We start from the raw sequence: 247 nt of genomic DNA, 5'->3' as shown, positions 1-247 counted from the left end.
CGCCGCCATCGCCTTTCAAGCGATCCAAATCCGGGAGCCCCGCCAACAACGCGACCGTGTTCCGAAGCTGCAGATTGTAGTTCAGCGAAAACCGCGCAACCATAGCCTCGTTGGCGGCAGCCCCCTGTGGGCGCGGCAGGCTGAAATTAAGCCCTGAAGTCAGACCCTCCGTCAGGCTGGAATTCAGGTTAATCGGTCGATAGTCGATACTGATAAGACGTCCATTGACGTCTCTTTGAAAGCGCTC

1 protein-coding gene is annotated in these 247 nt (G+C 57.1%); it reads right to left on the bottom strand.

All coding sequences use genetic code 11. The annotated features are described in order from the left end of the window. Positions 1-247: hypothetical protein (locus ACM0OW_RS25885; protein WP_414553590.1), on the bottom strand; the 247-nt coding region annotated here is incomplete at both ends.

The organism is Anabaena sp. CCY 0017, from assembly GCF_963920885.1.
Lineage (GTDB): Bacteria > Cyanobacteriota > Cyanobacteriia > Cyanobacteriales > Nostocaceae > Nodularia.
Note: the sequence above shows the minus strand (reverse complement) of the source record. Positions and strands in the feature narration are given on the sequence as shown.